This window comes from Natrinema sp. CRL1 (genome assembly GCF_059162405.1).
The window spans coordinates 273,033-285,272 of sequence record NZ_JBLVOY010000004.1 but is presented as its reverse complement, the minus strand read 5'-3'; the positions used below and the strand labels follow the sequence as shown (position 1 = coordinate 285,272).

The window sequence follows — 12,240 nt, the reverse complement described above, 5'->3', positions numbered from 1 at the left end:
GCGATCGGTAGCCGTTAGCTGTCTTCGTCGAGCGCCAGCGACGCCAGCATTGCCTCGAGTTGCAGGCGTTCGTTCGCGCCCTCGGTGATCCGGAAGTCTACCTCGCCGAGGCGCTCGAGCAAGCGGACGGTGGCCTGCTCGGGGATATCGAACTCCCAGGCGGAGCGGTGGAGTTGGTCGATGACGTCGCCGCCGGCGAGGCCCCGCTCGGTCAGCAGGTCCTCCAAGGCGGCGCGGGCGGCGGTGAAGTCGCCCTCGATGGCGTGGTCGACCATCGCCTCGACCTCCTCCGGGCGAGCGGTCGCGGTGATCGCGAAGACGGTCTCCTCGTCGACGGTCTCGCCCATCACCGCGGCGGCCTGCAGGGCGTTGATCGCCTTCCGCATGTCGCCGTCGGCCGCGTAGACCAGCGCGTCGACGCCGTCGTCAGTGACCGCGATGTCCTGATCGGCGGCAATCTCACGGACCTGCGCCTCGATGGCGTCGTCGGTCAGTTCGGTAAAGCGAAAGACCGCACAGCGAGATTGGATGGGGTCGATGATCTGGCTCGAGTAGTTACACGAGAGGATAAATCGCGTGTTGTTGGAGAACTGCTCCATCGTCCGGCGGAGCGCGGACTGGGCGTCAGAGGTCAGCGCGTCGGCCTCGTCCAAGAAGATGATGCGGTGGTCGTAGCCGCCAAAGGAAGAGCGCGCGAAGTCTTTGATCCGGTCGCGGACGACGTCGATCCCGCGCTGGTCGGAGGCGTTCAACTCGAGGAAGTTTTCGCGCCAGTCGTCGCCGTAGACCTCGCGTGCGATCGCCTGTGCGGCGGTAGTCTTGCCGGTACCGGCCGGCCCCGCGAACATGAGGTGGGGCAGGTCGTCCTGTTCGACGTAGCGTTGGAGTCGCGGGACGATGTTCTCGTGGCCCTTGATCTCGTCGAGCCGTTCCGGGCGATACTTTTCGATCCAGACTTCGGTCTTCCCGGGTGTGGGCTCCGCCGCCTCGGCGTCGGCCTCGCTCATACCGGCCGAAGGTGCGGCCGAAAGATAAATCGCCCGAAGGTCGCTCCCCGAAAGAGCGGCCGCGGGTCGGTCCCATCTCGAACCGGTCACCGAACCTGACGGTTTCGGGCGCGGAAGCCGTGGTGGCGGCTTTTACACCCTGCTCGAGGAAGGACTACCCGCAATGGTTGCAAAACACACACTATCGCGGCTCGCCGTCGCGGCGCTGGTCGTCCTCGTGATCTGTGGGACCGTCCCGGCGACGGTGGCGGCACAGACTGACGGGCAGACCGGCGGCACGGTCGTCGTCGAGGAGGGCGAAACGGTCGACAGCCTCGAGGCGTTTGGCGGGAGCGTCATCGTCCGCGGCACCGTCACCGGCGACGTCAGCGCCGTCGGGGGCGACGTGCGGATCGAAACCACGGGCGAGGTCGGCGGCGACCTCGAGGCCGCCGGCGGGAGCGTGACCGTCGCCGGCACCGTCGACGGCGACGTCGAGACCGGTGCGGGGAGTCTCACGATCACCGAGTCGGGCACCGTCGGCGGGAGCGTGATGGCCGGCGTCGGGAGCGCGACGATCGACGGGACGATCGAGGGTGACGCCGAAATCGGGGCCGAGACGATCCGACTGGGCGAAGGCGCGTCGATCGCGGGCGATCTGCGCTACGACGGCGACCTCGAGGGCAACACCGACGCGGTCGCGGGCGAGATCGTGGAGGATTCCTCGCTCGGCGTCGACGTCGCGCCGACGGTCCAACCGTTCGCGTCGTGGCTGTTCGCGGCCTACGTCCTCGCGGTGAACCTGCTGGTCGGGGCCGTGTTGCTCGCGCTGTTCCCGCGGTTCTCCGACGGCGTCGCCGACCGCGTCGCGTCGGGCCCGCTCCGCTCCGGGCTGGTCGGACTGGGTGTCCTGATCGGGGTTCCCGTGCTCTTGGTCGCGCTCGCGATCACCGTCGTTGGCCTCCCGCTGTCGCTGGTCGGCGGCTTCGCGTTCGGCCTGTTGCTCTGGATCGGCGTCATCTACGGTCGCTTCGCCATCGCCGCGTGGCTCCTCTCGCTGGTCGGCCTCGGCAACCGCTGGCTCGCGCTCGTCGTCGGGCTGGTCGCCGGTGCCGCCCTCGGTCGGCTCCCGATCCCGATCGTCGGCGACGCGATCAACCTGCTCGTCCTCCTGCTCGGCCTCGGCGCGCTCGTTCGCGGACTGGTCGGCCACTGGCGGACCGCCCGAAATCGCGAACAGGAACGCCCCGTCGGTCCCGGTCCTGATGAGCGGACCGCCGACTGAGGCGGGCCGCCCGACCTCGAGCGATGCGCTCAAGGCCGCGCTCGCGCAAGGCGAGGTATGCACGTCACCGTCGACGTCAAGGGCGAGGACACCTACGAACTCGATCTCGAGGCGGTGGCGGGAGCCGCGGCCGCCAGCGCTGACACCGCTGGCGGGGTCGGTGAGGCCGATGCCGACGATACCAGCGGTCCCGACGATCCGACGCCGACCTACGCGGACCTGCTGTGCGAGGTCGATCTGAGCCCCCACGAGGTCAGTGTCCTCGTCGACGGTCGCCCGGTTCCCGAGGATCAGCCCGTCGAGAGCGACCACGTGACGGTCCTCCGGCTGATCAAGGGCGGGTAAGGTCGGCGGGTCACGCAGCGATACGACCGAGTCGCGAACTGGTTCGCGTTTCGTCTCCCAACCGGCTCGAGATCTCTCTACTGTGCGTACCGTTTGTCGGGAGACGAGAGATCACAGTGAGTGTCTCGGATCGCGGCTATCCGAGACGAAACGCGAACGGCGACTGCAGGCCGATCGTATCGCTGCCCGATGCTCGAGTTAGTCGTCGTCGGAGGTGGCCGAGCCAGTCGGAGTGGTCGATCGATCCTCCTCGCGTAAGAAGACCGCCCGACGGCTACCGAAGACCCAGATCATGACGCCGACGGCGAGCAGCGTGATGATCGCGAAGGGGCCGCCGGCGATGATCGCGGCCTGTTGTAACGCGGCGGTGCCGCCGGCGACCATCAGCAGCGAGGCCAGCGTCCCCATGAGAACGCTCCAGATGACCCGGTTGATCGTCGACGGCTTCTCCTTGCCGCCGGTGGTGAGCATCCCCAGCGCGAGCGTCGAGGAGTCCGCCGACGTCACGAAAAAGGTCGTCACCAACACCAGGAAGAGGGCGGTGAGCAACTGGCCGGCCGGCAGCGCCTCGAACAGCGGGTAGCCGGCGACGGCTTCCTCGAAGCCCCAGGCCTCGAGCGTGCCGAGGATGTCGGCCTGGCCGCTCGATTGCAGGAAGATCGAGGTACCGCCCATCGTCGCGAACCACGGGATCGTGATGGCCGTCGAGGCGACGACGCCGGTGGCGGCCACCTGCCGGACGGTTCGCCCGCGGGAGATGCGGGCAATAAAGAGGCCGACGAACGGGGCCCACGAGAACCACCATGCCCAGTAGAAGACGGTCCACGCGCCGACGAAGCCGGCGTCAGCACCCTGTCCGCCGGTCTCGCTCGCGCCCATGAAGAAGCTCATCGAGATGAACTCGTTGATGTACGCCCCCAGCGCTTGGGTGCCGACGGTCATGATGTACACCGTCGGCCCGAGGATGAACGCCGCGACCGTCAGGACGACGAACAGCCCCATGTTGAAGTAGGAGATGCGACGGATTCCTTTCTCGACGCCGAGCGCGACCGAGATCGTAAAGGCCACCGTCAGTCCCGTGATCACGAGCACCGTGCCGGCGTCGCCGAAGGAGACCCCGGCGGCGTACTCGAGGCCGACGAGGAACTGGTTGCCGACCAGTCCGAGCGTCGTCGCGATGCCGCCGATGGTGGCGAAGACAGCGAGGATGTCCACGAGTTTCGCCCACGGGCCGTCGAGGTTGTCGAACCCGACGATCGGGCCGATGATCGTCGAGATGCGCAGCGGCGCGTCCCGGCGGTACGCGAAGTAGGCGATCGGGATCGCCACGATCACGTACGCCGACCACGCCGAGAGCCCCCAGTGGAAGAACGTGTACTGAAGCGCGCTGACGGCGGCACCCGTCGACTCGGCTTCGGCCCCCGAAAACGGCGAGGGCGTCGAATAGTGGAAGATCGCCTCCGCTGGCCCCCAGAAGACGATACCGGCGGCGATCCCTGCGGAGTACAACATCGCGAAATACCCGAGGAAACTGAATTCGGGCTCTTCGTCGTCCTCTCCCAGCTTGATATTGCCCCACGGGCCGAAGATAAGGTACAATACGAACGCCACGAGGGCGAACATCGACACGAGGTACGCCCAGCCGAAACTCGTCCACAGGAACTCGTTTGTCCCCTCCATGATCTCGAGCGTTCGACCCTCCCGGAAGAGAAACGCCACGACGATCAGCGCGGCGACGACGAAGCCGACCCCGAAGACGACGGGATCGAGTTCGTCGAAAAAGGTACGGATCGGTCCGGTTTCGTCGGTCGTGCGGTCGGTATCGCTCATGATGGATCACGCGCCTGTGGCGGTACAACGCCGGTCGTGATCGATTCAGTCATACTCGCTGACGGGCCGACGACCGCACCGTCGCCCCGCGACGGCACCGATTCCGCGTCGTTCCATTCCATGGTGACATGCACCACGGGGTAAGATAGCAAGTGTATCAATCAACGTTTATCTTAATAATCGGTGCCGCTTTTATACACACGACCGAACACGTTAGCGCGTCGGACGATTTCAGTGCCGAAACGAGACCCGGCAGACGAGCGCGCTCGAGTCGGACGAGCCTGCCGGCACGTCGGACTCCTCGAGCAAGGCCGTAGACGACTCGTCTCACTACGGGGTTCTCCAGCCGCCCGATCGGAGCGCTCCGCGACGAGTGGGACCTGCCGCGTTACTCCTCGAGAAGCGTCGTTTCGACCAGTTGGCCGGTCCCGCGACGGATGCGCCCGCCGACGGCTGTCGGTGAGATGCCGAGGCGATCGGCGAGTTCCTCCAGAGACGTGTCGCGGGGTTCCTCGAAGTAGCCCTCCTCGTGGGCGGTCACCAGTGCGGCGCGCTGTTCGTCGGTCACCTCGGGGGCCGTCTCACCGGTCCACTCGTCCTGTCGGAACATCCGGCGGAGATCGAAGGCGATGTCCGTGTCCTTACAGCACTCACAGAGTTCGGCGAGGGCTTCCCGATCGGGGAGATGGAGGCGATTGGTCCAGCCCCGGTCGTTGCTCTCCGCTTTCAACAGCAACCCGCCGAGTTCGGTCGTCATCGGCGAGATCAACATGGCATCCGCAGCGTGCTGGAGCCGATAGATGCGCGTCGACCCGAGGTCGTCGACGAGCATCCAGTCGACGACCGTGTGATCTCGCTCGAGGACGTCCTCGAACGTGTCGTCTGCGCCCTCGACGAGGTAGAAGAACAGTCCGGTCTCCGGGTCCGTCGTAGAGTGGGGGACGACCTCGATGGAGGTGTCCGGACAATCGCGAATCGTCGGCGTCAATGCGAGGTCTGAGTGGGCGATATCGAGGATTGCGATCAGACTCACGGGTTTTCACATCGGCTCTTTGGAGCGCGGTTCGGTTCGCAGATCGACTCGTAAGCGATGGTTCGTTGCCTGACTGTCAATTGATCGAACGTGTCCAGCACCCATTCTGGTAGACACTACCACACACGATCACTTAATCGTTGCTTCGGACGCAAAACGACGAGCGAAACCAGTTCCGGTTCACCGGGGCGTCGAGATAGGTTGCTGAGGCGCGGGTGAAAGCCCAGTCGCTTTGCCGATCGATGCAGTACACGGCGTATGGCCGAACCAGCCCTCGAAGCGACCCTGTCGAACGTCGGCTCGAGATCGAATCGACTGACGCCTGCAGATCTGGCGACACCGGTCGAGCCGGCGGACCTGGCGGCGGTCGTCTCCGATGTGAGGGTCGCCGCCGACCGGCTGGCGGTCGCCACAGCCTATCGCGACCGGACGGTGCTCGACCGACTCGTGATCGACGCGTTGGTAGCCCGCGCCGACCGACGCTCCTGACGAATGTTCGTTCGCGCAGCCACCCCCGACGACGCACTCGAGGTCCGGCGCATCCTCGACGCGGCCATGCTCGAGCCCGGCGACGTCGAGGCCCGGATCGCGGCGGAAAACGTCTTCGTCGCCGGCGACGACCGCGGCGGGACGGCCGACTCGAACCGCGAGCGGGTGCTCGGCACGGTCGTCCTCGAGTCCCGCGATGGTCAAGGGGCGCACGTTTCGGCGATCGGTGTTCGCCGCCGCCACCGCGGGCACGGCATCGGTCGGGCGCTGATCGACCGCGCTCTCGAGCGAGAGGGACGGCTGACGGCGCGGTTCGACGACGGCGTCCGCCCGTTCTATGAGCGGGTCGGCTTTTCGATCGAGCCAATCGACGAGCAGCGACATCGGGGCGTCAAAAGTGGTCCCGAGACGGAGTCCGACTAACGACCCGTCGCCTGCCGGCGGAGCTTTCTCCCGAGAGAACGTGGTAGCCACCGCCGCATGGCACTCAAAGGGTTACTCAGCGGCGATCCGTCGCGAAATGCCACACTCTACCTCGGGATCGGTCTCGTCTCGCTGGTCAAGGCGATCGCGGTCCGCAACGACCGAAACCGGTTCCGCCGAGAACTGACCGACGCCGCCATGTTCATCGGCGTCGGCCTCGCACTGCGTCGGTACAGTCAGCTCAAAGCCGAGAAACGGAAGGAAATCGAATCGCAGGTCCCCGACTGGGCGATCGATCTCGCGACCTCCGAACAGGCCCAGCGGAGCGTCCGGAACCTCGCGAAACAGCGGATGGGACGGCAACCCGAGCCGGAACCGAGCCTGAAGGATCGGGCCCAGCGCGCGCTCTCGAGTCGCTGATCGCGGTCCGGCGGGCGGCTCGAGCGGTCGCTCGGATTCTTAACACGGGTCTAAAATAGGGTGAGTCGTTCGATAACTACGTCTGCGTATGGAACATGTACGGTTCACTATTGCATATCACACTGTGATTAACTCATAAACGGAATTCTCAAGGAATTAGAATAGTTTGGTGAGAGTAGTCCCGTGCGTCCATTTCGTGCCAATGAATCAATGTACACCCGATCGATAGCGATCGATGCGAGTACTATCGACGGAGTCACAGTAACTGTCGCCGTACATGCAGACCGACACGACGAACTCGATATCCTCGACAGTGTCTATGCTGCTGCAGAGGGGCATCCGTTCTTCCCGTTTCGGAACAAGTCACATGACCTCGACTACACGATCCATACCGACTTCTTCGAGGAGGTAATCGAGGAGAATATTGATCGGCTCCGTTCAACAGTACACCTCGGAACAGACGGGTCAAGTCCGGAACGCGTAGAAGCAGTTCAATCAGCGATTTTAGTGAAGCAACTTGATCCGACAGATACGCTTGTGATTCTCGATGGGAACGAAGACAAGGCAAAACGATTTGGACGAGCTACGGTAGGTATTTCAGACGAGGTGCCACCAATCGCAACATGCATTCAATCCGAACTGTATTATCCGTCGTCCCTACTGGCAGATCTGTGTGCGAGCCGGCTAGCCCAGGAAATCAATCATCCTCGGCACTGTTCTGAGGTGAGGCCGGAAGCGCCAATTACTAAAGAGGTTTTCCATCACCATTGGGGACCGGCGTATAATTCCATGGTGACCTCATCTGAGCACGTTCAGGTCGAACCGATTACTCAGCGGCGGGCAGAAACCGTTAGAACGCGCATGAACTGTTGGTTCGAGGGATACATGGCTGGTGGTGAGCCTTATTCGACTGATAGGTCAGTAAATGGTATTGCAGCATATGCAGAACGCCATGGGTACAATGAATTAGCAGCACGGCTCTCGGATTTGTAGAATACAGGTGCGATTCCTGTGCCCACGTCCGTCTTCGACGCCCCTTGGTTTGCACCGCCGGGCTCGCGGGCCATGGTCACACAGGCTCCACGCAGCACCTCTGCGCTCATCCATTCCTATACTACGATGGCATATAGAACTTTGGAATGTACCCCATTTGGACTGAACAGGGCTTTTATAGATGATTCTAGGGAACGAACCGTATTACTCTACTGTCAGGCCGAAACCGGCTCGAGATCGGCCGTGAAATGCCGTAATTCTCGGTTGTCGGGTTCGGACGCGATCTCGAGTCCGGCGACCGCCTCGCGGTTCTCGAGGACAGCTGCGGCGGTCTCGGCGACGTGCTCGAAGTGTTCGGTGTGATAGGTCCGACGCGGGACAGCGAGTCGGACCAGTTCCGGCCGGTCCGTCTCGGGGAATGCGAAACTCCCGAGTTCGACCCCGCGGACGCCGCCTTCCCGATACAGTTCACAGACTAGCGCCTGTCCCGGGAACTCGTCGTCCGAGAGGTGGGGCAGCGCCGCGCCCGCGTCGAGGTAGACGGCGTGGCCACCGGGCGGCGTGTAGATCGGCACGCCGGCGTCCTCGAGCAGCGCGGAGAATTCCCGGACGCCGTCGAGGCGGTCGGCCACGTACGCCTCCTCGACGGCCTCGCGGAGGCCGACGGCCAGCGCGGCGACGTCTCGGCCGGACATCCCGCCGTAGGTCGGAAAGCCCTCGTAGAGGATCGCTCGCTGCTTGCACCGCTCGAACAGCGCCTCGTCGTCGGTCGCGACGAAGCCGCCCGCGTTGGCCAGTCCGTCTTTCTTGCCGCTCATGACGATGGCGTCGGCGACGGAGAGTTGTTCGCGGGCGATTTCGTCGATATCGCACCCGTCGAACTCGTCCTCGCGCCGCCGGACGAAGCCGGCGTTCTCGGCGAACCGGCAGGCGTCGATAACGAACGTCGCGTCGATCTCGTCGGCGAAGTCCCGAACGCGGCGGGTGTTTTCGACGCTGACCGGCTGGCCCGCCGTCGAGTTGTTCGTGATCGTCAAAATTACCAGCGGCACGCGCTCGGCACCCACCTCGTCGACGACCGACCGGGCGCGCTCGAGCGAGAAGTTCCCCTTGAACGGCTCGTCCGACTCGAGGTCGTGGGCCCCCTCGGCGGGACAGTCGACCGGGTCGGCACCCTGATTCGCGACGTGAGCGCGGGTCGTATCGAAGTGGGTGTTGTTGAGCGCGACATCCCCCTCGGAGAGCAGCGTGCCGTAGAGAACGTTTTCTGCACCCCGCCCCTGATGGGTCGGGACGACGCGCGAAAATCCCATCACGTCCCGAACGGCCGACTCGAGGTCGTCGAAACTCTTCGAGCCGGCATATGACTCGTCGCCCCGCATTATCGCCGCCCACTGGGCGTCGCTCATCGCGCCGGTACCGCTGTCGGTCAGGAGATCGACGAAGACGTCCTCGGCGTCGAGGTTGAAGACGTTGTACCCGGCTTCGGCGAGTGCTCGTTCGCGCCGGTCTCGAGCGGGGAGACGGATCCGTTCGGCGACCTTCGTCTTGTATGCGACCATACCCACGCAACGCCGTCGCGCGTGTTCAGTCTAATTGAGAGTTCGTGTGCATCGATGGGTCGAACCGTCCGTTTCGAACCGAATCGGCGCATCGACGGGCGACCGTCGCGGCGGGCCGTTGTGCGACCGACTGCCCCGGTACTCCCGCGGTCTAACGCCTCGGGAACCCGGCCGAGACCAGCCGCGATCAGGACCCGTCCGCACCGGTGCGACCGAAGGCGTCGGTCCCGACTCGCGTCGTCGTCGGCCCGGAACCGACGAGTTCCAGTTCAGTCGTCGTCCCGTGGGACAGCGTGAGCGACCGGTCGGACGAGAAGTCGTCGCTCCGGGCAGTAGCTCGAGCACCCGTATCCGCGGCGCTTCGAGTGTCAGCTACCGGGCCGCCGTCGCCCTCGTCCGCGGGAGCCGATGGGTCGGAATCGGTCGCAGTCGGCGCTTTGGCCTCGTCGCCCGCGGGCATTTCGTCGCCTCCGGACCCGCGCTCGGCGACGGCGTCGAGTTCGGCGGCCCTCGACTCGACGAGGCCCTCGTCCTCGCGGCCGGCGACCGTCGGCTCGGCGACGACGGCCGCTTCGAACTCCTCGAATTCAGACGGGGCACCCCCGGCGGCCGGCGTATCGGTCGCGTCGTCCGGGTTCCCGTCCGCGGGATCAGTCGCTCGAGAGTCAGTGGCGTGGTCTGCGAGGTCGGCGAACAGTTCGGCAGCCGTCGTGTCGTCGACATCGATCCGGTCGTCCGGAATTGGATCGTGTGCGCCGCCGTCTGCGGCGAGTTCGTCGGGTGAGTCGATTCCGAATTCGGCCAAGACCGCGTCGGGATCGGGATCGATGTCTTCGAACACGTCCGTCCCCGGTTGCTCTGTGCTCATAGCGACGACTCCCATCTCGTCCCCCTTCGTTACGACCCCCGTTACCGAGATTTCGAGCGGCTAGTCAACGACTAAAACAGTGTCTCGATCCCGAGAACGGTGCGCGAAATCGACCGACTGAATCGGTTCGATGCTGACTCGAGGCGCTCGCTAGAACAGGTCCTGGGTCAGCTCGAGGGTTTCCTCGCGGTCATCCCAGTTGACGAAGAGGGCGACGCTGGTCGCGCTCGTAATGATGTCCTGCAGGTGGATGCGGGCCTCGGCGAGGGGGTTGACGATCTCGCTGATGATCCCCGGCTGGTTGGGGAGTTCGCCGCCGGTGACGCGGATGACGGCGATCGGCGAGTCGACGGTGACCGAGGAGAGTTCGTCGCGGGCGATGACCTCGCGGTGGAGGATGTTCTCGGCGCGTTCGGCCTCTTCCTCGTCGATGTAGAACGTGATGGTGTCCATCCCGCTGGCGACGGCGTCGACGTTGACGTCGCTCTCGTGGAGCGCCTCCGAGAGGTGATGGAAGATGCCGGGCTCGTTTCGGATCGCCCGGCCGGCGACGGTCAGGCAGGCGAGCGGCCGCTCACGCAGGTCGACGAGGTTCTTGAACTCGCCTTCGATGCTCGTCCCGCCCGAGAGCAGGTCGCCGTGCTGGTAGTGGACGACGCGGACGTCCAAGTTGCCCTCCTTGTAGGAGAGCGCGGAGGGCGCGACGACCTCGGCCCCGCGAAAGGAGAGGTTCCGGAGTTCGTCGACCGAGATCTCGCCGACGTTGCGGGCCCCTTCGACGACGTGGGGGTCGCCGGTCATGACGCCCTCGACGTCGGTCACGATGACGACCTCGTCGGCGTCCATGTACTTGCCCATCATGACCGCCGTGGTGTCGCTGCCACCGCGGCCGAGCGTCGTGATCGAGCCGTCCGGCCCCTCCGCGAGGAAGCCGGTGATGACCGGGACCGTGCCGTCGAGATCCGCCGCGACATCCGCGGCGCGTTTCTTGGTCTCCTCGACGTTGACCTCGCCGTACTCGTCGGTAACGACCGGCCAGCGGTCGCTCCCGGGCTCGAGGAAGATCGCGTCGATGCCGCGGGCCGACAGCGCGGCCTTGAGCATGCGAACGGAGGTCCGCTCGCCCATGCTGACGATCTGGGCGCGGTCTGCCTCGTCGGTCTCGAAGGAGATCTCGTCGAGCAGTTCGTCGGTGGTCGACCCCATCGCGCTGGCGACGACGGCGATCTCGTGGCCGTCCTCGACGGCCGCGGCGATCGAATCCGCGGCGCGGTTGATTCGGTCGCCGCTGCCGAGACTCGTCCCGCCGAACTTGGCTACGACGCGCATACCGACACCTCGCTGGCCGCGTGCGTTACGGTGGTGTGACTCATACTCGGTCCGTTACCAGAGCGTGCAGATAACTGTGTCCCATCGGTCGCATTTTTATCCACCCTCGAGCGAGCGCGGATCCGCCCGACCCGGCCGGCGATCGATCCCGGTCGAATCGCCGCCGCCGGTAATCCGCGACGGGATTTATGTTCGTGCGCCGCATTACCATACGTCGATGAACGTACGGGACGCACTCGAGGCCGATGCCGACGCGCTCGCGTCGATCGCCGACTCCCCGACGGACGTGATGCGGAATCTCGTCCACGACCGGACGGTGCGCGTCGCGGAGGACGGGAGCCACGATCCGAACGCGGACGTCTCGGGATCGCAGTACGACGGCTCCGATCCGGAGGACCTGCTCGGCTTCATCAGCTTCGATGCCCGCGAAGATACCGTCCACGTCACCCAACTCGACGGCACCAGCGAGGCCTGCAAGCGGCTGCTGGCCGAACCGGTTCGGTTCGCCGAACGCGAGTCGATGGCCGTCGAAGTGCTGGCCTCACAGGACGCCGACCCGATCGAGACCGCCGCCGAAGACCTCGGTTTCGACCGACGCGGTCGGGGCCCGCGGTTCAACGGCTCACCGACGACGCGGTTCCGCCTCGAGCCCTGACGACGCGACCGCGATCGTACCG

General features: G+C 65.1%; 13 protein-coding genes. 7 read left to right on the top strand and 6 right to left on the bottom strand.

Annotated features, from left to right (window positions below; genetic code table 11):
- Window positions 1-14: 14 nt before the first annotated feature.
- A complete protein-coding gene (locus ACJYUO_RS15530) occupies window positions 15-1,007 on the bottom strand; it encodes a replication factor C small subunit (protein WP_494346250.1) in 993 nt (330 codons plus the stop codon).
- 163 nt (window positions 1,008-1,170) lie between these two features.
- On the opposite strand from ACJYUO_RS15530, the gene ACJYUO_RS15525 reads away from it, so the two are divergent.
- Window positions 1,171-2,271 carry a bactofilin family protein gene (locus tag ACJYUO_RS15525; protein ID WP_494346249.1) on the top strand — a complete coding sequence of 367 codons (1,101 nt, stop codon included), beginning with the start codon at window positions 1,171-1,173 and terminating at the stop codon, window positions 2,269-2,271.
- A gap of 57 nt (window positions 2,272-2,328) precedes the next feature.
- Window positions 2,329-2,616, top strand: a complete 288-nt coding sequence (samp2, locus tag ACJYUO_RS15520) for a ubiquitin-like small modifier protein SAMP2 (protein WP_494346248.1) — start codon at window positions 2,329-2,331, stop codon at window positions 2,614-2,616.
- A 198-nt stretch (window positions 2,617-2,814) separates the two neighbouring features.
- Here samp2 and ACJYUO_RS15515 read toward each other — a convergent pair whose 3' ends face one another.
- Complete coding sequence (locus ACJYUO_RS15515) at window positions 2,815-4,446, bottom strand: BCCT family transporter (RefSeq protein WP_494346247.1); 1,632 nt, start codon at window positions 4,444-4,446, stop codon at window positions 2,815-2,817.
- Between the two features lie 388 nt (window positions 4,447-4,834).
- Window positions 4,835-5,479 (bottom strand): helix-turn-helix domain-containing protein, encoded by a 645-nt coding sequence (locus ACJYUO_RS15510; RefSeq protein WP_494346246.1) that lies wholly within the window; start codon window positions 5,477-5,479, stop codon window positions 4,835-4,837.
- Window positions 5,480-5,737: 258 nt separating this feature from the next.
- On the opposite strand from ACJYUO_RS15510, the gene ACJYUO_RS15505 reads away from it, so the two are divergent.
- The 4 genes from ACJYUO_RS15505 (at window position 5,738) to ACJYUO_RS15490 (ending at window position 7,804) form a co-directional block, all read left to right on the top strand.
- The gene (locus ACJYUO_RS15505) at window positions 5,738-5,968 is read left to right on the top strand and encodes a hypothetical protein (protein ID WP_494346245.1); all 231 of its coding nucleotides are present in this window, start codon (window positions 5,738-5,740) and stop codon (window positions 5,966-5,968) included.
- 3 nt (window positions 5,969-5,971) lie between these two features.
- Window positions 5,972-6,391 carry a GNAT family N-acetyltransferase gene (locus tag ACJYUO_RS15500; RefSeq protein WP_494346244.1) on the top strand — a complete coding sequence of 140 codons (420 nt, stop codon included), beginning with the start codon at window positions 5,972-5,974 and terminating at the stop codon, window positions 6,389-6,391.
- A gap of 57 nt (window positions 6,392-6,448) precedes the next feature.
- Entirely contained in the window at window positions 6,449-6,811 is a 363-nt protein-coding gene (locus ACJYUO_RS15495; protein ID WP_494346243.1) for a hypothetical protein, read from the top strand.
- A gap of 210 nt (window positions 6,812-7,021) precedes the next feature.
- Complete coding sequence (locus ACJYUO_RS15490; protein ID WP_494346242.1) at window positions 7,022-7,804, top strand: hypothetical protein; 783 nt, start codon at window positions 7,022-7,024, stop codon at window positions 7,802-7,804.
- A gap of 215 nt (window positions 7,805-8,019) precedes the next feature.
- Here ACJYUO_RS15490 and ACJYUO_RS15485 read toward each other — a convergent pair whose 3' ends face one another.
- The 3 genes from ACJYUO_RS15485 to ACJYUO_RS15475 form a co-directional block, all read right to left on the bottom strand.
- Window positions 8,020-9,366, bottom strand: a complete 1,347-nt coding sequence (locus ACJYUO_RS15485; protein WP_494346241.1) for a tryptophanase — start codon at window positions 9,364-9,366, stop codon at window positions 8,020-8,022.
- A 187-nt stretch (window positions 9,367-9,553) separates the two neighbouring features.
- Window positions 9,554-10,234: a sugar ABC transporter substrate-binding protein gene (locus ACJYUO_RS15480; RefSeq protein ID WP_494346240.1), complete on the bottom strand. Its 681-nt coding sequence runs from the start codon at window positions 10,232-10,234 to the stop codon at window positions 9,554-9,556.
- 150 nt (window positions 10,235-10,384) lie between these two features.
- The gene (locus ACJYUO_RS15475; protein WP_006432036.1) at window positions 10,385-11,563 is read right to left on the bottom strand and encodes an aspartate kinase; all 1,179 of its coding nucleotides are present in this window, start codon (window positions 11,561-11,563) and stop codon (window positions 10,385-10,387) included.
- 217 nt (window positions 11,564-11,780) lie between these two features.
- Between ACJYUO_RS15475 and ACJYUO_RS15470 the strand changes: the two genes are divergently transcribed.
- Entirely contained in the window at window positions 11,781-12,218 is a 438-nt protein-coding gene (locus tag ACJYUO_RS15470) for a hypothetical protein (RefSeq protein ID WP_006432037.1), read from the top strand.
- Window positions 12,219-12,240: the final 22 nt, after the last annotated feature.